Raw genomic sequence first — 23,045 nt, 5'->3', positions numbered from 1 at the left:
CGTTCACTCTGAATGGTTCACGGGATACCCGGACGCGGTTCGCAGGCCGAACGAAAACGGGAGTGGCCGATAGCGATGCAGTAGGTCGGCGGCATGATCGCGTTCCTCTCATCGGCGCAACATCAGTGAATTATCATCATCCGTCGGTACGCTCACTTTCGTGAATGTCGGACAGCTACGGGCACTCGAACAGTGCGGCGCAGGTGAATGCGCGCTGTCCGCGGGAAAGGGCGGACGGCGGCGGACACACCGGAGGCCCCGAGTTGGCCACTGACTTCGCCCCGCAGCTCCTGCGGCGATTGTGTGATGATCTTCGGCGTCTGCGGACGCAGGCAGGCGGACCGAGTCTGCGGGTCCTGGAGGTGCAGCTCGGCCGGGGCAGGAGCCAGCTCGCGACGGTGCTGAACGGCCAGGTTCGGCGACTTCCAGACTGGGAACTGGTCAAGGGCTTGGTCACCAACTGCCACCGGTACGCCGACGAGAACGGCCGACTGGACCGGCTGTCGGTGGCAACCGGCATCGAAGAGCACTGGCGCCCCCGGTACACCCTGCTGGAGTACGCCTTCGGCGAGAAGTCCGCCGCACCAGTGAATCCCCACGGCGGCGGTGCCGACCACCCTGGCGGGATGCCGGTTCCCCGACAGCTTCCGTTGGCGGTGCGCCACTTCACGGGTCGCGCCCGCGAGCTGACGACGCTGGACGCCCTGGCCGAGACGACTGCCCGCGCGGGCACGGTGGTGATCGTCGCCATCAGTGGCACGGCGGGGGTCGGCAAGACCACGTTGGCCGTGTGCTGGGCGCACCGGGTGGCCGGCCGGTTCCGTGACGGGCAGTTGTACGTGGACCTGCGTGGCTTCGACCCCGGCGGCCGGGCGGTGGACCCGGCCGAGGCGGTCCGCCGTTTCCTCGACGCCCTGGAGGTGCCGCCAAGCCGCATTCCCGCCGATCTGGACGCCCAGACAGCGCTGTACCGCAGTCTGCTCGCCGACAAGCGCATGTTGATCGTGCTGGACAACGCCCGCGACGCCGTCCAGGTACGTCCGCTGCTGCCGGCCGCCCCCGGCTGTCTGGTCCTGATCACCAGTCGCAACCGGCTCTCCAGCCTGGTTGCCGCCGAGGGAGCGCACCCGCTCACACTCGACCTGTTCACCACCTCGGAGGCCCAGGACGCGCTGACCGATCGGCTCGGCCCCGACCGGGTCACCGCCGAGCCCGCAGCGGTCGACGAGATCGTCGGCCGCTGCGCGCGGCTGCCACTGGCACTGGCCGTGGTCGCCGCCCGCGCGGCGATGGACCCGGAGCTGCCGCTGGCGGCCGTGGTCTGGGAACTGGCCGGCGCACCGGGCCGGTCGGACGTCTTCGAGGACGGCGACCCACAGGCCGACGTCCGGGCAGCATTCTCCTGGTCCTACCAGGCACTGACCCCACCGGCGGCCCGGCTGTTCCGGCTCCTCAGCCTCCACCCCGGCCCGGACGTCACCGTCGCGGCCGCAGCCAGCCTCGCCGCCGTCTCCCTCCCGGAAGCGCGGGCGTCGCTGCTCGAACTGACCTCGGCGAGCCTCATCGCCAAGCGTCATCCCGACCGGCACACCTGGCACGACCTGATGCGTGACTACGCCGCACACCTGGCCCGGTCCACCGAACCCGAACCGGACCGCCGGGCCGCCGTCGGCCGGATCTTCGACCACTACCTGCACACGGCGTGCAACGCCAACCAGGTGCTGGACCCCGCCACGGACCACACCGAACCGGCCCCACCGGCCGGGGGAACCGTGCCGGAGCAGTTCACCGACTACCAGCGCGCACTCGACTGGTTCACCAGCGAACGCGCCGTCCTGCTCAACATCATCGAACACGCCACCACCGGCCGGGAGGCACAGGTCGGACAACTCGCCCAGGCGATCGCGGTCTTCCTGGACCGCCGGGGGCACTGGCACGACGGGTTGGTGATCTGGCGGACCGCGATCGCGGCCGCGGCTCGATTGGCCGATCGGGTCATGGAGGCGCGCGCCCACTGCCAGCTCGGCCGCGCGTACACGCGGTTGTACCGGTTCGACGACGCCGACAGCCAGCTCCACCGCGGCCTGGACCTCGCCGTCCAAGCCGGTGACCGCACCGAACAGGCGCACATCCACAACACCTTGTCCATCATGTGGGAGCGGTGGGGCGACCCGAAGCAGGCTCTCCGACACGACCACCAAGCCCTTGACCTGTACCGCGAAACCGGCCACCGGCTCGGGCAGGCCAGGTGCTACAACGCGATCGGCTGGCACCTCACGCTGCTCCGCGACCACGACCTGGCCCTGGCCTACTGCGAAAGAGCCCTCGTCCTCCTGCGAGAGCACAACGACCGGGCCGGTCAGGGCCTGGCACTGGACAGCCTCGGCCACATCCACCACCACCTCGGCCAGCACGCCCAGGCCGTCGTCTGCTACGAGCAGGCGCTGGAGGTGCACCGGGAGCTGGGCGACCAGTTCGGCGAAGCGGAAGCACTCGAGCACCTCGGCGACGTCCAGCACTACATGGGCGACAGCAGCCAGGCCTTCCGGTCGTGGCACAAGGCCCTCGAACTGCTCACCGGCCTCGATCACCCCAGCGCCGACAACGTCAAGGCCAAAGTCGCCGCCCATGGCGTCGGATCTACGTCGCGACACTCCACGGTGTGCCCTCCGGCCGCGTCCGGTGAGGGGTGAGGTGTAGCCATGTACGCCCGCGGCGACTGACGCACTCACGGGTGTCGGCGTGCGGTAGTCGGACCCACGGCGGTGCGAAGGCGCGGGAAGGCCGTTGTGCAGACGGCCTTCCCGCCCGGTCTCCTGTCTGATCCGGGGACGTTCAGTCCCGCGAGGGTGAGATCAGAGGCCGCCGGTGTCCTCGTCGGACGTCCGGCCGGTCGTCGGGGGGTCGAACCGCAGTTCACCGTCGATGAGGTCGAAGAGCTCCTCGTCGGTGGCGACGTCGAGTTCGAGGCCGGGCGACGTGGCCTCCCGCCCGCCGAGACGGACGAGCAGTTCCTGCAGGTGCTTGATGACGTCCGGCACGAGGTCTGGATCAGCGGTCATCGCCGGCTCGAGCCGGTCCAGCACCGCCAGGACGTCCTCGTCCTCGTCGCGCAGCTCGTCGTGCAGGTGGCGGGCGAGCGCCTCGGCGTCCGGATGTTCGAACACGAGCGTCCTGGACAGGGTCAGGCCGGTCGCGGCCGCGAGCCTGGTGCGCAGCTCGACGGACATGAGGGAGTCGAAACCGAGGTCCCGCAACGCCTGGTCGGACGGGATCGACTCCGGGTCGCTCTGGCCCCGGACGGCCGCGGCCTCGCTCTTCACCAGGTCCAGCAGGCGACTGCGGCGCTTGTCCGCGGGCAGGGCCGCCAACTCGTCGCGCAAGGTCACGTCACCCGAGCCGTCCACTTCGGACACGACCACGAACTCGTCGAAGAGGTGGCGCTCGCGGGCCGAGGAGAACAGCGACGCGAACTTGTCGCGGTCGAGGTCCGCCACGGTGAGCGCCGACTCACCGGCGGAGAGGGCCTCGTGCAGGGCCCGCAGAGCCAGTTCCGGTGCCAGCGCGCGCATTCCGGAACGGCTGAGCTTGGTCGCGAGCGTGTCGTCCGCGCCCATGCCGTCGCCGGCCCACATGCCCCACGCGACGGACGTCACGCGGTGGCCGTCGGCGCGCAGGCGATCCGCCAGCGCGTCGAGGCAGGCGTTGGCCGCGGCGTACGCACCCTGGCCGTTGCCGCCCCACACTCCGGCTGCGGAGGAGAACAAGACCGCTTCCTCGACCTGACCGGTGACGAGCAGGTCCTCCACCACCTGGGCGCCGGTGACCTTGGCCGCGAGCACGGTGGCGAGGTCCTGGCCGGACGTCTCGGTCAACGGCCGGGTCACGTTGACCCCGGCCGCGTGCACCACGGTGTGCACCGGCTGGCCCTGAGCCGCGAGTGAGGAGACCAGCTCCCCGACGGCGGTGCTGTCCGTGACGTCGCACGCCGCGGACGTCAGGCGGACGCCCTGCGCGGCGAGGTCCGCGTGCAGTTCTTCCTGCGCCGCACCTCGCCTGCTGGCCAGCACGACGTGCTCGGCACCTTCGGCCGCCAGCCAGCGGGTCAGGTGCGCACCCAGCGCGCCGGTGCCGCCGGTGATGAGGACGGTGCCCTCGGGGCGCCAGCGGCGGGCGGGGTTCCGGCGTGCCGCAGGCGCGGGAACGACCCGTCGCACCAGCACGTCCTCGTCGCGCACCGCGAACTGGTCCTCGCCGGCCGGATCGGCCAGCACGCCGAGCAGGCGGTCGACCGCACGGGCACCGGGGGTGGAGGGCAGGTCGACGAGACCGCCCCACGACCCGGGTTGTTCCAGTGCCGCCACCTGGCCGAGGCCCCACACCTGCGCCTGCACGGGGTTGCGCACCGGGTCGCCGGCGGAGGTGCCCACCGCCTGCTCGGTGAGCAGCCAGACGGGAATGCCCAGGTCGCCGGTCGCGGTGAGGAGCGCCAGCGTCGAGCTGAGCCCGGTGGAGACGCCCGACTCCTGGTGTTCGGCCAGGCCGAGCAGGGAGACGATCCCGTTGACGCGACCGACCGCGGACAGTCGTGCGGCGAGGTCGTGGTGGTCGTCGGCCAGCAGCTGGTGCACCCGCGCGCCGGAGTCGATCAGACCGGAGGTCAGTGCGCGCACCCAGGCCTGGCCGTGCTCGGGGTGGGCCACGACCAGCCAGGTGCCGGCGGGCCGGGCGGCGGAGACGGCCGGGACGGGGTTCCAGGCCACCCGGTAGCGCCAGTCGTTCGTTGCGGGTGCGGCGGCGTTCTGCCGCACCGCCTCCGCCCAGTAGCGCTCGCGCTGGAACGGGTACGTCGGCAGGTCGATCATCGGTGTCCGCGCGACGCCACCCACGCGTGCCCAGTCCACCGCGAGGCCGCGGACGTGAGCGGAGGCGACCGCCGTGACGGCGGTGAGGGCTTCCGGGCGGTCGCGGCGCAGCAACGGCGCGAACAGGCAGTCGTCCGCCGAAGCCAGACCTGCGGAACCGAGCGCGGTGAGCACCGCGTCAGGACCCAGTTCCAGGAACGTGCGAACGCCTTCGGCGGCGAGGGTCGTGACGGCGTCGTGGAAGCGCACCGCGTTCGCGGCGTGCCGCACCCAGTACTCCGCCGAGCGCAGGTCGTCTCCGGTGATCAGCTGACCGGTCACCGTCGACACCACCGCGACGCGTGCGGGGGAGTAGGTCAGCTCCTCCGCCACGCGCCGGAACTCGTCGAGCATCGGCTGCATCAGCGGGGAGTGGAACGCGTGGCTCACGGCCAGGCGCTTGGGCGAACCGAAGTGCCGCGCCACGGCCAGAACCGCGTCCTCGGCGCCGGACAGCACCAGCGACTCAGGGCCGTTGATCGCCGCGATCGCCACATCGCCGTCGAGCAGTGGAGCGACGTCGGCCTCCGCGGCACGGACCGCGACCATGACGCCACCGGCGGGCAGTGCCTGCATGAGGCGGCCGCGTGCGGTCACCAGCCGACAGGCGTCCGGCAGGGACAGCACTCCGGCGACGTGCGCCGCGGCGATCTCGCCGATCGAGTGGCCGGCGAGGAAGTCGGGGGTCACTCCCCAGTCGGCCAGCAGGCGGTGCAACGCCACCTCGACGGCGAACAGCGCGGGCTGCGCGAACTCCGTGTGGCTCAGCCGGTCCGGGTCCTCCGCGATGATCCGCGGCAGCTCCGGGTCGAGGTGGGAGAAGCACTCCGTCAGGGCCTCGGCGAACACCGGGTACGCCTGCGCCAGCGCGACCCCCATGCCGATCCGCTGGCTTCCCTGCCCGGAGAACAGGAACGCGGTGCCGCCGGTCGTGGTGTGACCGCGCACGACGCCTTCCGCCGACCGGCCGGCGCCGAGTGCCGAGAGGGCCGACAGCACCTCGGTGCGGTCCTCGCCCAGAACGACGGCGCGTTCCCGCAGCGCCGTCCTGCTGTGGTCCAGTGCCGCGCCGATGAGTGCGGGGGAGACGTCGGCACGACTGCTCGCGAACTCGTGCAGCTGCGTCGCCTGGGCCCGCAGGGCGGCGGCGGTCGCGCCGGACAACGGCCAGGCGGTCACCGCCGGGACGTCCACTTCGGACAACGCGGGTGTGGCGCCTGCTTCCTCGATGATGACGTGGGCATTGGTGCCACTGATGCCGAACGCCGAGACAGCCGCACGACGCGGTGATCCACCGGCGGGCCATGCCGTCGTCTCGCCGAGGAGCCGCAGCGATCCGGCCGACCAGTCGACGTGCGTGGTCGGTTCGGCTGCGTGCAGCGTGCGCGGGAGCGTCCCGTTGCGCAGGGCCAGCACCATCTTGATCATGCCGGCGACGCCGGCCGCCGCCTGGGCGTGGCCGATGTTGGACTTCAGCGAGCCCAGCCACACCGGGTTCTCGGAGGACCGGGCGCTGCCGTAGGTCTCCAGCAGCGCCTGCGCCTCGATGGGATCACCCAGCACCGTGCCGGTGCCGTGGGCCTCGACAACGTCGACGTCGCGCGCGGTGAGCCCGGCGGAGAGCAACGCCTCCTGCACGACCTCGACCTGCGCGCGGCCGTTGGGCGCGGTGAGACCGTTGCTGGCGCCGTCGGAGTTGATGGCGCTGCCACGCAGCACCGCGAGCACCGGGTGCCCGTTGCGCCGGGCGTCGGACAGCCGCTCCAGCAGCACCAGGCCGGCGCCCTCACCCCAGGCGGTGCCGTCGGCGTTCGCGGAGAAGGGCTTGCAGCGGCCGTCCGGCGCGAGCCCGCCCTGCTTCTCGAACTCCACGAACATGCCGGGGGTGGCCATGACCGTCGCGCCACCGGCGAGGGCGAGCGTGCACTCGCCTGCCTGGATCGACCGCGCGGCCGTGTGCACCGCCACCAGCGACGAGGAGCACGCGGTGTCCAGCGTGATGGCGGGCCCGCGCAGCCCGAACGCGTAGGAGATGCGGCCAGAGGCCACGCTCGCGGCCCCGCCCGTCAGCAGGTGACCGGCGAGTTCCTCGGACGGCGCGTGCATGCGGGGCCCGTAGTCCTGCGCCATCATTCCGGCGAAGACACCGGTCCGGCTGCCGCGCAACGACGACGCGTCGAGGCCCGCGCGTTCGAAGACCTCCCAGGCCAGTTCCAGCAGCAGGCGCTGCTGGGGGTCCATCGCGGCCGCTTCACGCGGTGAGATGCCGAACAGGTCGGCGTCGAAGTCGCCGGCGCCGTGCAGGAAGCCGCCGCGTGCGGTGGCGATCCGCACCGGGTGGTCCAGGTCCCAGCCGCGGTTGCCGGGGAGCTCGCTCGTCAGGTCGGCTCCCTCGACGAGCAGCTGCCACAGCTGTTCCGGGGAGTCGGCGCCAGGCAGCCTGCACGCCATCGCGACGATCGCGATCGGGTCGTCGTCCTGGGCGTTGCCGGCGTCGGGAGCCGTGATGGCGGCGGGAGCGGTGTCACCGCCGAGCCGGACGCGCAGCGCCTCGGCCAGCCGGGACGGGCTGGGGTGGTCGTAGACCGCCCCGGAGGGCAGCTTCGCGCCGGTGGCGTCGTTGAGCCGGCCGCGCAGCTCGACGGCCATGCGCGAGTCCAGACCCATCTCCTTGAAGGTGAGGTCCGGGTCGACGGCGGCGGCGTCGGCGTGTCCGAGCACGATCGCGGTGTGCGCCAGGACGAGCCGGAGCAGTTGCCGCCCGTTCGCCGAGGGCGTCTGCGCAACGCTCTCCTCCTGCTCGGCGACGACCGCCGCGGGAGCTGCCGGTGCCGGACGGGCACCGGTGGCCGGAAGCCAGAACGGCCGCCGCTGGAACGGGTAGGTGGGCAGCCGCAGTCGCGCGCAGGTCCTGGGGGAGAGGGCCTGGTGCCAGTCGACGGCGACTCCGCTGGTGTGCAACGAAGCCGCGGAGCTCAGCACGCGCGCCCAGTCACCGTCGTCGCGCCGCAGGGTCTCGACGACGACCGGGTCGGCGCCGGCCGCTTCGGCGGTTTCCGCGACCGCGCCGGTGAGGACCGGGTGCGGGCTGATCTCCACGAAGACGGAGTGGCCTTCGTCGAGCAGGGTCGCGACGGTGGGGGCCAGGAGAACGGCCTGACGCAGGTTGTCGTACCAGTAGCCGGGGTCGAGCGGCCGCGAGACCGGTTCGCCGGTGACGGTGGAGTAGAACGCGATGTCCGGTTCCCTGGCGGTGATGTCGCCCAGGTCGGTCAGCAGTTGCTCGCGCACGGCTTCGACGGCGGCGCAGTGGGAGGCGTAGTCGACGGCGATGCGACGCGCCCGGCCACCCTCGTTCTGGCACAGGGCCACGAACGACTCGACGTCCTCGATGGGGCCGCACACGACGGTGGAGGTCGGGCTGTTGATCGCGGCGACCTCGAGCCGTTCCGTCAGCCGGGAGCGGACCTCCGCCTCGGACAGCGCCACCACGGCCATCGTGCCGGTACCGGCGAGCACCTGGAGAGCGCGGGACCGCAGGGCCACGACCTTGGCCGCGTCCTCGAGGGTGAGCGCACCCGCCACGCAGGCAGCCGCGATCTCACCCTGGGAGTGGCCGACGACCGCGTCGGGACGCACACCGAGGGACTGCCACAGGGCGGCCAGCGACACCATGACCGCGAAGAGAGCGGGCTGGACCACGTCGACGCGGTCGAGCCCTTCGCCGTCCTTCAGCACGTCGTGCAGCGACCAGTCGGTGAACGGGGCCAGCGCCCGCGCGCACTCGTCGATCCGGTCGCGGAAGACGGGGGAGGACTCCAGGAGCGCGGCCGCCATGCCGATCCACTGAGAACCCTGGCCGGGGAAGACGAAGACGGTCTTGCCGGGTGTGCGGGCCTGGCCCTGGACGGTGCGCCCGTCGGGCAATCCGTCCGCGACCGCGTGCAGCGACCGCAGCAGGTCCTCGCGGGTGGCGGCGATCGTGACGGCGCGGTGCCGGAAGGGCGTCCGGGTGGTGACGGTCGCGTGGGCGAGGTCGGCGAGGTCGACGTCCGGCGCGGCGTCGAGGTGGGCGGCGAGCTGGGCGGCCTGGGCGTGCAGAGCCTGCTCGGTGCGGCCCGACAGCAGAACCGGCACGGCGCCGACCTGCTCGGCGGAGGGCTGCGGCGAAACGGCCGCAGGCGCTGAGGCGAGCACGACGTGGCAGTTCGTCCCGCCCATGCCGAACGAGCTGACGCCGGCCAGGCGGGTGTCGCTCTCCGGCCAGGGTTCGGTGGAGGTGACCACCCGCAGGCCCAGTTCGGTGAGCGGGATGTCCGGGTTGGGCCGGTCGTGGTTCAGGCTGCGCGGGATCACGCCGTGTTCCACGCTCAGGGCGGTCTTGATGAGACCGAGGATCCCTCCGGCGCCTTCGAGGTGACCGATGTTGGTCTTGACCGAACCGACGGGCAGGGGCTCGGCTCCCGCGCGGACCGCGCCCAGCGCCGCCGCCTCCAGCGGGTCACCGACCGGAGTGCCGGAACCGTGCAGCTCGACGTACTGGAGGTCGCCGGGCGCCACGCCGGCGTCGGCGCAGGCGGCTCGCACGACCTCGGCTTGAGCCTCGGCACTCGGCACGGTGAGGCCGTCGGTGGACCCGTCGTTGTTGACCGCGCCACCCAGGAGCACGCAGTGCACCGGGTCGCCGTCCGCGAGCGCACGCTCCAGCGGCTTGAGCACGACCACCCCGGCACCCTCCCCGCGGACGAAGCCGTTGGCCCGCTCGTCGAAGGTGAAGCACCGGCCGTCGTCGGACAGCCCGCCGAAGCGCGACGCGGTGACGGCACCGGCGCGCAGCAGGTTCAGGTTCACACCGGCGACGATCGCCAGCTCGGACTCGCCGGAGCGCACGCTGGTCGCGGCCAGGTGCGTCGCGACCAGGGAGGACGACTGGGCGGTGTCGACGGTCATGCTCGGACCGCGCAGGCCCAGGGCGTAGGAGACGCGGTTGGCGATGACGGCCCGCTGGGTCCCGGTCATGGTGGTGCCGGAGATGGTGTCCTCGTCCGCGTGGCTCAGGATCGCGTAGTCGTCGCGCAGCGCGCCGACGAACACACCGACGTTCCTGCCGCTCAGCGTCGCGGGCACGATGCCCGCGTCCTCCAGCGCCGTCCAGGACAGTTCGAGGACGAGGCGCTGCTGGGGGTCCATCGCGGCGGCCTCGCGCGGAGAGATCCCGAAGAACTCGGCGTCGAAACCCGCGACGTCGTCCACGAAACCGCCGAACCGCGCGTCCTGCGGTGCGGTCGTGGCGTCCCAGCGGTCGGACGGCACGGCGGAGATGGCGCTCTCACCGGAATGGAGCAGTCGCCAGAAATCCTGGAGATCACGAGCGCCGGGTGCTCGGCACGCCATTCCCACAACGGCGATGGCGTCGCGCGGGTGGAGCTGACCGGCGTTCATCAATTGACCCCCGTGGATCGATCGGCAGCGGTGTGAATCGATGAAAGACCACCGCGGGCCGCCAATGCGAATGACTGTTCCGGTTTTCGGAACTCCTCGTCGACGGGTCGCTGAGCAGGGATTCCACTGTGTCGGGCGTCTCATCGCAGGCGTACCGGAAAACGGAACGCGCCCTCGGGTGGAGTCCGCTCGGCCTCTAACTTCGGTGAGGCACACCCTGCAGTCACTGCGAAACGCGCCGCCGCTCGAGTCGAGTGAACGCGCCCCGGCTCGCAGATTCGCAGTGACGTCGGGACCGCGGACCTCGTCCTCTCGGACCCGTTCGGGTTTCACGAAGCGCAGTTCGAGCAGAAGAAGGGTGATATCCGATTACCGACGAGAACAAGCTCCGCGACTACCTCAAGCGGGCGACCACGAACCTCCAGCAGGCGCGCGAGCAGCTCAAGGCCGCCGAGAACCGCAACCACGAGCCGATCGCGATCATCGGCATGGCCTGCCGCTACCCCGGTGACGTCACCACGCCGGAGGCGTTGTGGGAGCTCGTGCGCGAGGGCCGTGACGCGATCAGCGAGTTCCCCGCCGACCGCGGGTGGGACGTCGGCTACGACCCCGACGGCGAGACGCCCGGCACGACCAGCACCCGCCGCGGCGGCTTCCTGGCCGACGCGGCCGGCTTCGACGCCGACTTCTTCGGCATCAGCCCCCGCGAGGCCCTCGGGATGGACCCCCAGCAGAGGCTGCTGGTCGAGGTCGCCTGGGAGGCGCTCGAACGCGCGGGGCTCGTCCCCCAGAAGCTGCGGGGCAGCGAGACCGGTGTGTTCGTGGGCGCGGTCCACAACGACTACGAGTCCCTGCTCCGCGGTGTGCAGGAGACCGAGGGGTACCTGCTCACCGGCAACGCCGGCAGTGTCGCGTCCGGTCGCATCTCCTACACGCTCGGCCTGCGCGGCCCGGCCATGACCATCGACACCGCCTGCTCCTCGTCCCTCGTCGCCATCCACGAGGCCACGAACTCCCTGCGCTCGGGTGAGTGCGGACTCGCGCTGGCGGGCGGTGCCACGGTGATCTCCACGCCGGGCACCTTCGTCGAGTTCAGCAGGCAGCGCGGCCTCGCCGCCGACGGCCGCTGCAAGTCCTTCGCCGCGGGGGCCGATGGCACCGGGTGGAGCGAGGGCGCCGGCGTCGTCGTGCTGGAACGGCTCAGCGACGCCATCGCCAACGGCCACTTCGTGCACGCGGTCATCCGCGGTTCCGCGATCAACTCCGACGGCGCCAGCAACGGTCTCACCGCGCCCAGCGGTCCCGCCCAGGAGGCGGTCATCCGCCAGGCGTGCGCGAACGCCAGGCTGACCACGGCGGACGTGGACGTCGTGGAGGCGCACGGCACCGGCACGACGCTCGGTGACCCCATCGAGGCACGCGCACTGGCGGCCACCTACGGCAAGCGCCGCGAGCAGCCGTTGTGGCTGGGTTCGCTCAAGTCCAACATCGGCCACTCCCAGGCAGCCGCGGGCGTCGGTGGTGTCATCAAGATGGTGCAGGCGCTGCGCAACAGCGAGCTTCCCCGCACGCTGCACGTCGACCGGCCGACGCCGGACGTCGACTGGTCCGGGATGTCGCTGCTCACCGGCAACGTGGCGTGGCCGAAGCTCGAACGGCCGCGTCGTGCCGCTGTCTCGTCGTTCGGCATCAGCGGCACCAACGCCCACCTGATCCTCGAAGAGGCACCCGAGCAGACCCGGCCCACCGCGGAGACGACGCTTCCCGCCGTGCCGTTCGTCCTGTCGGCCAAGACCGACGACGCGGTGCAGGCGCAGGCCGACCAGCTCCGCGCGTTCCTGACCGGCCATCCTGAAGCCGGGCTCGCCGACGTCGCCGCCGCGCTGGCCACCACGCGCACGCACTTCGCCCGCCGAGCCGGCTTCGCGGCCGCCACCGCGGAGGAGGCCGTGGACAACCTGACCCGCCTCGTGCCGGCCGGCCGTGACGGGAAACTGGCGTTCCTGTTCTCCGGACAAGGTTCCCAGCGCCTGGGCATGGGCGCCGGCCTCTACGACATCTTCCCCGTCTTCGCCAAGGCGCTCGACGAGGTCTGCGCGCTGCTCGACGTCGACGTCAAGGCCGTGATGTTCGGCGACGACGCTGACCTGCTGAACCAGACGGGCTTCACCCAGCCCGCGCTGTTCGCGTTCGAGACGGCTCTGCACCGGCTGTTCGAGGACCTCGGCGTGGTCCCCGACCACGTCATGGGCCACTCGATCGGCGAGATCACGGCCGCCCACGTGTCGGGCGTGCTGTCGCTGACCGACGCCTGCAGGCTCGTCTCCGCTCGTGCGCGGCTCATGCAGTCCCTGCCCGCCGGCGGTGCGATGCTCGCCGTGCAGGCCGCCGAGGACGAGATCGACCTGACGGGTCTGGAGGACCAGGTCTCGATCGCCGCGGTCAACGGTGAGCGCGCGATCGTGCTCGCCGGCGCCGAGGACGCGGTCGCTCGCCTGGAGGAGAGGTACCGCGCCGACGGCCGCCGGACGACCCGGTTGAAGGTCAGCCACGCCTTCCACTCGCCGCTGATGGACCCCGTGCTCGACGAGTTCGCGGACGCCGTGCGCACCATCGAGCACTCCGCTCCGGTCATTCCGTTCGTCTCCAACGTCACCGGCCGTCCCGTCACCGCCGAAGAACTGGCGGACCCGCGCTACTGGGTCCGGCACGCCCGCGGTGCCGTGCGGTTCGACGACGGTGTTCGCTGGCTCGCCGCCAACGGCGTCACCACCTTCGTGGAGGTCGGGCCGACCGCGGTGCTGATGCCGCTCGCCGCCCGAGCCACGGGTGGCACGGTCATCGCCACCGGCATGCGGGCGCGCACCGAGGACGTCGGCGTGATCGAGGCGCTGGCCCGGGTCCACGGGCACGGGCACGACGTGGCCTGGGACCGGTTCTTCCCGGCGCGTTCGACCGTGCCGCAGGGCTTGCCGGTCTACCCCTTCCGGCACCAGCGCTTCTGGCCTGCCGCGCAGGCGCCCCTCGGTGCCGCCGCCACCTTCGGTCAGGACGCGTCCGACCACCCGCTGGTGCGCAGCATCGTCGAGCTGCCGGACGGCACGACCGTGTTCACCGGTGTGCTGGCCGTCGACATCCCCAGCTGGCTGCCGGACCACTGCGTGCACGGCAAGCCGATCCTGCCCGGCACCACGTTCGTCGACATGACCCTGTGGGCCGGCCGTCAGCTCGGCTGCAACCGCATCGACGAGATCAACCACCACGTGTTCGTCTCGGGCGAGCCGGGCCGCGTCCGCCAGCTGCGACTGGTGGTCGAGGCCGCCGACGAGGCCGGTCTGCGCGCCTTCACCGTGCACTCCCGGTTCACCGATGAGGCGCACGGCGAGTGGATCCACCACGCCACCGGCGCGCTCGCGGCCGACGCCGCGACCCCGAGGCCGTTCGAGGTCCAGTGGCCGCCGGCTGACGCCGAGGTCATCCCGATCGAGGGTTTCTACGAGCGGCTCGCCGACGCCGGACTCGGCTACGGGCCCTACTTCACCGGCATCCGGGCCGGCTGGCAGGGCGACGGCGTCCGGTACGCCGAGGTCTCCCTGCACGAAGGCGCGGACCTGAGCACCTACGGGATCCACCCGGCGTTGCTCGACGCCACGCTGCAGCTCGCCGCCGTCGGCTCGGAGCCCGGCAGCGAGTACCAGGTGCGCGTGCCCTTCGCCTGGTCGGGCGTCACGCTGCACACCACCGGGGTCGACTCGGTGCGCGTGCGACTGACCCAGCAAGGCATCGACACCATGGCCATCGACATCACCGATCCGAACGGCACCCCGGTCGCGACGGTCGACTCGATCACCCTGCGCCCGGTGTCGTCCGAGCAACTGCGGGCGTCCACCTCCACCCGAGGCGGCCTGCTGCACCGGCTCGACTGGCAGCCCGTGACGACGGGCACCGCGGGCGACGTCCCGCCGGTGGTGCGGATCAGCACAACGGGCACCGACCCGGTGGCTGAGACGCACGACGTCCTGCACCGCGCGCTGCGCACCGTGCAGGACACCGACGGCCCGATCGTGCTGCACACGACCGACGCCGTCTTCACCGGGCAGGTGGACGTCGCCGCGGCTTCGGTGTGGGGCCTGGTCAGGTCCGCCCAGTCGGAGCACCCCGGCCGCTTCGTGCTGGTCGACGGTGCCGACGACGAGGCGTTCCGGCAGGTGCTTCCCGCCGCGGTCGCCACCGGCGAGCCGCAGCTGGCCGTGCGCGGCGGACGCGTCCACGTGCCCCGGCTGGCGAACGCCCAGACCGGCACCGGCAGGACCGTCCTCGATCCCGAGGGCACCGTCCTCATCACCGGCGGCTCCGGCGGTCTCGGACGTCTGCTGGCCCGCCACCTGGTGGTGCGGCACGACGCCAGGCACCTCCTCCTGCTCAGCAGGCGCGGTGAGGCCGCGGACGGTGCGGCCGAGCTGAAAGCCCAGCTGGCCGAGCTCGGTGCCACCGCGACCTTCGCGGCCTGTGACGCCGCCGACCGGGACGCGCTGGCCGCGGTACTGGCCGCGATCCCGGCGGAGCACCCGCTCACCGCGGTCGTGCACGCGGCGGGCGTCGTCGACGACGGCGTCCTCAGCGACCTGACGCCCGAGCGCGTCGACGCCGTGCTGCGTCCCAAGGTCGACGCGGCCTGGTACCTGCACGAGCTCACCCAGGATCTCGGTCTTCGTTCGTTCGTGCTGTTCTCCTCGGCATCCGGCCTGCTCGGCCTGCCGGGACAGGCGGCCTACGCGGCGGCGAACACGTTCCTCGACGCGCTGGCCGACCTGCGGCACGGTGCAGGGCTGCCCGCGACGTCGCTGGCCTGGGGCCCGTGGGCCGGAACCGAGCAGGACGGTGGCATGGCGGCCCGGCTGAGCGACGTCGACCGGAAGCGGCTCCTGCGCCTCGGCGTCGTGCCGATCAGCGGTGAGGAGGGCCTGGGCCTGTTCGACGACGCCGTCGCCTCGGACGCCGCGGTCCTGGTGCCCGCACGGTTCTCGGTGCCGCAGGACGGCTCGGCGGCCCCGGTGCTGCGCGGCTTCGTCCGCACCAAGCCCTCGAAGGCGGCCAAGCCGGTGACGGCCGACCGCGCCGACCTGGCAGCGACTCTGGCCTCGGCACCGGCCGAGGACCGCGTCGACATCGTCCTGGCGGTGGTCCGCGAGCACGTCGGCGCGGTGCTCGGCCACACGACGCCGAGCTCGGTCGAACCGCACCGGGGCTTCATGGAGATCGGGTTCGACTCGCTCACCGCGCTGGAACTGCGCAACCGCCTCAACTCGGCGACGAAGCTCAAGCTGCCGGCCACGGCCCTGTTCGACCACTCGTCCCCGAAGGCGCTGGCCGAGCACCTGGTCGGCACGCTCTGCGCCGACCTCGACGAGCCGGTGGCGGAAGGGGGCGGCGCAGCCCGTTCCTTGGCCGCCGAGATCGAGTCGTCCAGCGACGACGAACTGCTGGCATTCCTCGACCGCGAGTTCGGAGTCTCCTGATGAGCAACGACGACAAGCTGCGGTCCGCGGTCAAGAAGCTGGCCGTCGACCTGTTCGAGACCAGGGAGGAGCTCCGTGCGGTGAAGAACCGCGCGGAGGAGCCGATCGCCATCGTGGGCATGGCGTGTCGTTACCCCGGCGGTGTGCGGTCGCCGGAGGACCTCTGGCAGGCCCTCGTGGACGAGCGCGACGCCACGAGCGAGTTCCCCGAGGACCGCGGCTGGGACCTGGAGGCGCTCTACGACCCGGACCCCTCGAAGTCCGGTCACAGCTACACGCGACGCGGTGGTTTCCTCGACGACGTCGCCGGCTTCGACGCCCCGTTCTTCGGCATCGCGCCGAAGGAGGCCCTGGCGATGGACCCCCAGCAGCGGCTGCTGCTGGAAACCTCGTGGGAGGCCCTGGAGAACGGCGGTCTGGACCCGCGGGCGCTGCGCGGCAGCCAGGTCGGCGTCTTCGTCGGCGAGATGTACCACGACTACGGTCCGCCGTCGCACCTCGCGCCCCCGGCCGTCGAGGGGCAGCTCACCATCGGGATCGCGGGCAGCGTCGCCTCCGGGCGCATCTCCTACCTGCTCGGCCTCGAAGGCCCGACGTTCACCGTCGACACCGCGTGCTCGTCCTCACTGGTGACGCTGCACCTGGCGTCCCGGGCGCTGCGGTCGGGCGAGTGCTCCATGGCACTGGCCGGCGGCGTCACCGTGATGGCGACTCCGGGGTCGTTCACCGAGTTCAGCCGTCAGCGCGCGTTGTCGCCGGACGGCCGCTGCAAGCCGTTCTCGGCCGACGCCGACGGTGTGGCCTGGGGCGAAGGCGCGGGCATGCTCCTGCTCGAACGCCTCTCGGACGCGCGGGCCAACGGGCACCCGGTGCTCGCCGTGGTCCGCGGCTCCGCGATGAACTCCGACGGCGCGAGCAGCGGACTCACCGCACCGAGCGGCCCCGCCCAGCAGCGGGTCATCCGGTCCGCCCTGGCCTCCGCCGGGCTGACCAGCGACCAGATCGACGCGGTGGAGGCGCACGGCACCGGCACGCCGCTGGGTGACCCCATCGAGGTCCAGGCGCTCGACGCGGTCTACGGGTCCGGCCGGGACCGGCCCCTGTGGCTCGGCTCGCTGAAGTCCAACCTCGGCCACACCCAGGCCGCCGCAGGTGTCGCCGGTGTGATCAAGACCGTGCAGGCCATGCGCCACGGCATGTTGCCGCGCACCCTGCACATCAGCAAGCCCACCCCCTTGATCGATTGGGCCACGAGCCCGGTGCGGCTGGTGACCGAGGCGACTCCGTGGCCGCGGGGCGAAGAGCCCCGCCGCGCCGGTGTGTCCGCGTTCGCCATCAGCGGCGCCAACGCGCACGTGGTGCTGGAGGAGGCACCGGCCGCGGACGCACCGCCGCCGGTCGAGCGCGTCTCGACGCCGTGGATCCTGTCCGCGGAAACCGCTCAGGCACTGCGACTTCAGGCCGCACGCCTGCGCGAACACCTCCTGAGCCACCCCGACCTCCATCCGGGCGACGTGGCTGTGTCGCTCACGAGGCGAACGCGGTTCAAGCACCGTGCGCTCGTACGGGGAGGGCACCTCGCCGGCCTCGCCGCCGTCGCCGCGGGGGAGGAGACGGCCGGCGTCCTGACCGGCGTCGCCGGATCCGCTCCGCTGCAGTTCGTCTTCTCCGGCGTTGAGCCCTCCGCGATCGGACACGACCTCTTCGACGCGCACCCGGTGTTCGCGGACGCTTTCGACGAGACGTGCCAGGCCTTCGGCCGACCGCGGGACGTTGTCCTGCGGGAGAACGGACTCGTCGCGCTGTTCGCGTTGCAGGTGGCGCAGTTCCGGCTGGTGCGGTCGTGGGGTGTGAAACCGGACCTGCTGCACGGTGATGGCGTCGGTGAGCTCGTGGCCGCCCACCTGGCGGGTCTGCTGTCCCTGCCGGAAGCCGCGCGGCACGCCGTCGCCCTGAACAAGGGTGAGACCGTCTCGTACCGACGTCCTCGGTTCCCGCTGGCGCGCGATGTCACGAGCGGTGCGGGGTGGAGGTCCGCCACCGAGGACCTGGCCGTCACGCGACTGGAGATCGGAGCGGCCTGCTCGAACCGCGAAGAGCTGCTCTCGGCTCTGGGCGTGCTCGCCGTCACGGGTACCGAGGTCGACCTGGCGGCCGCGTTCGCCGGTTCGGGGACCGCGGTTCCGTTGCCCACCTACGCCTTCGAGCGTCGTCGCTACTGGATCGACAGCACCGCGGCCACCGACGCCGCGCCGCCGCAGGCTTCCGTCGTCGAGCTGGCGACCGGTGGCAGCGTGCACACCAGCCGGCTGTCGCCCGGTCACCAGGGCTGGCTCGCCGACCACCGGGTGGGTGACGACGTCGTCGTTCCCGGCACCGCGTTGCTGGACATGGTCCTGCGGACGGGGGCCGAGCGGATCGACGAGATCGTCTTCACCGCTCCCGTGACCGCACCGGCCGAGGTGCAGCTGCACGTGTCCACAGTGGACGAGCACGGCGACGGCACCGTCGTGGTGTCCGCGCGGGCTTCCGAGAAGTCGCCGTGGACCGAGCACGCCCGCGCCAGGGTGACGGCACCGGCGAAAGCTCCCGCCGCGCTCACCGAATGGCCTCCGGCCGACGCACAGCCGGTCGAGATCGCGGGGCTGCACGACCGGCTGGCTGAGCGCGGCCTGACGTACGGTCCTGCCTTCCGCGGCCTCGAAGCGTTGTGGCGCAGGAACGACGAGCTGTTCCTGGACGTGCGCCTGCCCGTCGCGGCGGGGGAGCACGTGCTGCACCCGGCACTGCTCGACGCGGCGTTGCACCCGCTCGCTGCCGGCTACCTGCTGGCGGACACCACGGGCACGCGGTTGCCCTTCGCGTGGAGGGGTGCGCAGGTGCACACGCCCGGCGCCACCGCGCTGCGCGTGCGCATGACGGCGACCGGTGCCGACGGGGTGTCGATCTCCGCTTGGGACACCAGGGGTGTTCCCGTCTTCACCGCCGACGAACTGGTCGCGCGACCGGTCACTCTCGCGGTGGACGACGTGCTGCACCAGGTCGAGTGGGTGCCGGCCACACCGGTCGCGGCGGGCTCGTTCGTGAAGCTGGACGACATCGTGCCGACCGCGGTGGAAGGCGCCACCCTGCCGGAGCGAGTGCGTTCGGCACTGGAAGAGGTCACCGCCTTCACCCGGCGCCGGCTCGCCGAGCGGAACGACGTGCTGGTGCTGGTCAGCGGTGAGGTCGAGAGCGACCCGGTGCGCAGCGCCGTCTGGGGCCTGCTGCGGTCCGTGCAGACCGAGCACCCCGGCCGGATCCAGCTGGTCGACACCGACGGTGACGTCGTGCTCGCCGACGACCGCCAGGTCCTGGTTCGCAACGGCAAGCCGTACGTCCCGCGGCTCCGCAAGGCGACGGCCAGTCCGGTGCCGGCCTGGCGGGGCGGCACCCTGCTGGTCACCGGCGCCGGTGGCGTCGTCGGTTCGGCACTGGCCCGGCACGCCGCCGTCGCCCACGGGATCGACCGGTTCGTCCTGGTCAGCCGTCGCGGTGCGGAATCGCCCGAAATGCAGGCGATCGCGGCGGAACTGCGCGACCTCGGCGCCTCCGTGGTCGTGGAGGCCTGCGACGCGGGCGATCACGACCAGGTCGCGACACTGATCAAGGGCATCCCTGATCTGCGCGGTGTCGTGCACGCGGCCGGAACCACGTCCGACGCGGTCTTCGAACGCCTCACCAGCGGGGACTTCGACCGCGTGCTGGCCTCGAAGGTCGACGCGGTGTCGGCCCTCGACGAACTGACCCGTGAGCTCGACCTCGACTGGTTCGTCGTCTGCTCGTCCGCGGCAGGCTGGTGGGGCACCGCCGGGCAGGCGAACTACGCCGCGGCCAACGCGTCCGTGGACGCCATCGTGCGCCGCAGGCGCGCGACCGGTCTCGCGGGGATCTCCCTCGCGTGGGGGCTGTGGGCGGAACAGGGCGCGCTCGGTGCTCACCTCGACGACGTGGACCTGCGACGTCTCGCCCGCAGCGGTGTGCTGCCGCTGTCGACCGAGGACGCGCTGTCGGCCTTCGACAACGCGCTGGGGTCCGCTGAGGCCGTGCTCCTGCCGGTGCGGCTGGCGCCCGCTGCCGGGCCCGTCCCGGCCCGTGGCCGCGTCATCACGAACGAGCCCAGGCTGAGCGGTCTCGGACACAGCGACCTCGTCGCCGCGATCACGGACATGGTCGCCGAGGCTCTCGGTCACCGCGTCGAGGACGTGTCACCGGACGCCGCGCTGCTCCAGATGGGTCTGAGCTCGCTCACCGCACTGGAACTGCGCAACGCGCTGGAACGGGCCTCCGGCACCTCGATCCCGCTGACGACGCTCTTCGAGCACCCCACGCCGCAGAGCCTGGCCAAGTACCTGCGCACCCGGTTCGAGGCGGCTTCGGCCGGTTCCACCTCCACGCCGGCTCCGGTGTCGATGACGGGCACCACCGTCCTGCTGACCGGTGCGACCGGTGGCCTGGGTCGGTTGTTCGCGGAGTCGATGGCTTCCGCCGGCGCGAACCTGGTGCTGACCGGCCGGGACGGCGCGGCACTGGCCGAAGTGGCGGAATCCGCGCGCTCCCTCGGTGCCGAGGTCGTCTTCGACACCGCGGACATCATGGACGAAGCCGGTGTGGCCGGCGTCGTCAAGCAGGCCGTCGACACCTTCGGTTCGGTGGACGTGCTGGTCAACAACGCGGGCATCGCCGGCCCGATCGGACCCCTGTGGGAGACCGACGAGGACGAATGGTGGCGGGGCATGGAGGTCAACCTCCGCGGCACGCTGAAGGTCTGCCGTGCCGTGTTGCCCGGCATGGTCGAACGGGGTTCGGGCCGCATCGTGAACATCGTCAGCTCCGCGGGCAGGCACCGCTGGCCGAGCGCTTCGTCCTACTCGGTGTCGAAGGCCGCCATGATCAAGGTGGCGGACAACCTGGCCCCTGAGCTGCTCGGCACCGGCGTGTCGGTGTTCAGCTACCACCCGGGCCTGGTCGACCTGGGCATCACGAAGCAGGCCCTGGACCTCGAACCCACCGGTGACAAGTGGGGCGACCGGATGCAGGAGTGGCTGAGCGAGCAGCGCGAGCAGGGGCGGTTCGCCGCACCGGAGCGTGCCGCGGAAGTGCTGATGGAGCTGGCGTCCGGAAAGGCGGACCCGCTGTCGGGCCGCTACCTGACGCCCGAGGACGACGTCGAGTCGATGCTGGAGCGCATGGCTTGACGTGCGCCGCTCAGCCCACCTGCCGGCCGTTGGCCGTGCTGGTGGGCCGGGCGGTGGCCAACACGGCCGCCATGGTGGCGACCCTGCGCAGCGCGATGGTGGTGCGCGGCACGTCCAGCCGTTCAGGACTGGCGACGCTGATCGCGAGGAACGGCAGCTCACCGCCGATGCGCACCGGTATCGCCACGGTGCAACCGCCGCGTCCGGCGTCCTCGGTCACGACCGCCATGTCGCGCGTGCGCACGGTGCGCAGGTCGAGCATCAGCTGTTCCGGCCTGACACCGGCCGCGGCGGCGACCTCGTCGACGCGCTCGCGGAGATCCGGCCTGAACGCCAGCAGGGCGCGTCCGGTGGCGGTGTTCGCGGCTTGGCGCAGCGACGGCTGGCGTTGCACGTACCCGGCCAGTTCGTGGCGGTAGAGCAGTTCGACGTAGCGGACCTGCGTGCCGTTGAGGACGTCCAGGGCGACCATGCCGCGAGTGCGGTTCTGCAGGTCGACCAGGAGCGGGTTGAAGATCCGGCGCAGTCGTTCGGCCTTGGCCCGGTCGCTGTGCCGGGTCATGTCGTGGAGGTGGTCGCCGAGCACGAAACCACCCTCGGAAGGAGCCACGAGGTTGAGGTCGGTCAGCACGCCGAGCACGCGGTGGACCGACGACTTGGGCCGGCCACACCGCCTGGCCAGGTCGGAGAGCGACATCGCGCCCTCGGCTCCAGCCAACTCCTCGATCAACGCGAGCGCCTTGCGCAGAGGACCACCCGGCGCGTTGCGGGCTTCTGAAAGCGACTCCACCGGCACGACTCCTGGGGATGTGGCTGGATCGAGCGGGATCAGTTGGCCTGCTTCAGGTCGTCCAGCACAGCCGCGCTCGGTCGGGCGCAGCGCAGCAGGTCCGAACGCATGGCGCGAACGGCGTACTTGAGGAGGGCGGTGGTGAAGTCGACGTTGATCGTTTCCGCCGGACCCCAGACGCTGATCGCCATGCGGGGCAGGTGGTCTCCGGCCACGAGGGAGGCGGCGACACCGATCACCCCGCTGTACAACTCGCCGTTCGCCACCACGACGGCGTCCGGGTCGCGGGACCGCAGGGCACGGCCGATCGCGGTGCAGTGCGCGGGAAGCATCGTGGGCACTCGTTGCACGAGGCACAGGTGCCGCAGGTCGTACTGCACGTCGACCTGGCGGACGTGCGATCCCGCCAAGATCCCGGTGCTGACGACACCGCCCGTCCTCTCCCGCAGGTCGATGATGTGCGGTGCCAGCGTGGACTTCAGCACCCGATCGACCCGCGCCCGCGCGCTGTCGTCGATCAGGTCGAACAGACAGTCACCGATCTCGTACCCGCTCGACGTGCGCCGGACGAGGCTCGAACCCGTGAGGGCGTCCATCATCCGGTGCAGGGAGGACTTCGGCAGGCCGGACGCGCGCGCCAGTTCTGCGAGTGTCATCGCTCCCGAAGAGGACAACAGCTCGACGAGCTCGAAGGCCTTCTTGACCGGGCGGCCTCGCACGGCCTCCTCGCTGGACAAAGACGTGTCCTCCTGCGGCAAGTGGCTTGTCGGCGCACGGAGCGCCGCTGGCAAAGCCCACTGTCAATCAGGACGAAGTGCCGGGTACTGCGGAGAACCGCAGTACCCGGCGCGACCGGGCGAAGTCACATCCGCAGCACGAAGCCTCCGAGCGCGGACGACAGCTGGGTTCCGAGCTTGCGGCAGGTGTTCGTGAGGTGGAACTCGGTCGTGCGCCGGGAACGTTGAGCTTGTGCGCGATCTCGTCGATCGAACGCCCTTCGAGCACCTAGATTCGCCACGCGGTGCTCGGGAGGTGTCAGCAGCGCGTTGGGTGCCGAGCTGGGCGGCGTCACCTTCACTGGCTCAGTCCGTGGGATGCTCTGGTGTAAGGAGAACAGGGACTGCGGACTCCCGCAAAGCCGGGATGATCGCGA

At 71.8% G+C, this 23,045-nt stretch carries 6 protein-coding genes; 3 read left to right on the top strand and 3 right to left on the bottom strand.

Features of this window, described 5'->3' with window-relative positions:
* The first annotated feature begins 362 nt into the window (after window positions 1-362).
* Window positions 363-2,693, top strand: coding sequence for a tetratricopeptide repeat protein (locus tag AB0A63_RS00405; RefSeq protein WP_360383492.1), 2,331 nt, complete (start codon window positions 363-365; stop codon window positions 2,691-2,693).
* Window positions 2,694-2,855: 162 nt separating this feature from the next.
* Here the strand turns inward: AB0A63_RS00405 and AB0A63_RS00400 are convergent, their stop codons facing one another.
* Window positions 2,856-10,346, bottom strand: a complete 7,491-nt coding sequence (locus tag AB0A63_RS00400; protein ID WP_360383489.1) for a type I polyketide synthase — start codon at window positions 10,344-10,346, stop codon at window positions 2,856-2,858.
* 368 nt (window positions 10,347-10,714) lie between these two features.
* Here AB0A63_RS00400 and AB0A63_RS00395 point away from each other — a divergent pair, with 368 nt between their 5' ends.
* Window positions 10,715-15,865, top strand: coding sequence for a type I polyketide synthase (locus AB0A63_RS00395; protein ID WP_360384948.1), 5,151 nt, complete (start codon window positions 10,715-10,717; stop codon window positions 15,863-15,865).
* The gene (locus AB0A63_RS00390; protein WP_360383486.1) at window positions 15,865-21,102 is read left to right on the top strand and encodes an SDR family NAD(P)-dependent oxidoreductase; all 5,238 of its coding nucleotides are present in this window, start codon (window positions 15,865-15,867) and stop codon (window positions 21,100-21,102) included. The genes AB0A63_RS00395 and AB0A63_RS00390 overlap by 1 nt, the downstream gene beginning before the upstream one ends.
* Before the next feature lie 10 nt (window positions 21,103-21,112).
* Here the strand turns inward: AB0A63_RS00390 and AB0A63_RS00385 are convergent, their stop codons facing one another.
* Together AB0A63_RS00385 and AB0A63_RS00380 are read right to left on the bottom strand one after the other, a co-directional pair.
* Window positions 21,113-21,892, bottom strand: coding sequence for a helix-turn-helix domain-containing protein (locus AB0A63_RS00385; protein ID WP_360383483.1), 780 nt, complete (start codon window positions 21,890-21,892; stop codon window positions 21,113-21,115).
* Between the two features lie 38 nt (window positions 21,893-21,930).
* Window positions 21,931-22,629, bottom strand: a complete 699-nt coding sequence (locus AB0A63_RS00380; protein WP_360383480.1) for a helix-turn-helix domain-containing protein — start codon at window positions 22,627-22,629, stop codon at window positions 21,931-21,933.
* Window positions 22,630-23,045 lie beyond the last annotated feature (416 nt).

The organism is Lentzea sp. NPDC042327 (assembly GCF_040647275.1).
GTDB lineage: Bacteria > Actinomycetota > Actinomycetes > Mycobacteriales > Pseudonocardiaceae > Lentzea.
The sequence above is the reverse complement of the archived record's forward strand: the minus strand, read 5'-3'. Positions and strand labels throughout refer to the sequence as shown.

Bases quoted from the DNA above. Each gene is read 5' to 3' on its own strand.
- AB0A63_RS00390 (WP_360383486.1), top strand. From the start codon at position 15,865: ATGAGCAACGACGACAAGCTGCGGTCCGCGGTCAAGAAGCTGGCCGTC.
- AB0A63_RS00400 (WP_360383489.1), bottom strand. From the start codon at position 10,346: ATGAACGCCGGTCAGCTCCACCCGCGCGACGCCATCGCCGTTGTGGGA.